The sequence below is a fragment of the Micromonospora reichwaldensis genome (assembly GCF_031845925.1).
Lineage (GTDB): Bacteria > Actinomycetota > Actinomycetes > Mycobacteriales > Micromonosporaceae > Micromonospora > Micromonospora reichwaldensis.
In genome coordinates this window covers 1-255 of sequence record NZ_JAVRFL010000107.1, presented here as the reverse complement: position 1 = coordinate 255, position 255 = coordinate 1, and the positions used below count along the sequence as shown (strand labels likewise).

The following is a 255-nucleotide window of genomic DNA, read 5'->3' as shown; positions in this document are numbered from 1 at the left end:
CGGTCGCCCTCTCAGGCCGGCTACCCGTCGTCGCCTTGGTAGGCCATCACCCCACCAACAAGCTGATAGGCCGCGAGCCCATCCCAGGCCGAAAAACTTTCCACCACCAACCATGCGACCGGTGGTCGTATTCGGTATTAGCCCCCGTTTCCGAGGGTTATCCCAAAGCCTAGGGCAGGTTGCTCACGTGTTACTCACCCGTTCGCCGCTCGAGTACCCCGAAGGGCCTTTCCGCTCGACTTGCATGTGTTAAGC

General features: G+C 60.8%; 1 rRNA gene. It reads right to left on the bottom strand.

Annotated elements, in window-relative coordinates:
• Positions 1-255 (bottom strand): 16S ribosomal RNA (locus RM555_RS31185); the annotation flags it as partial.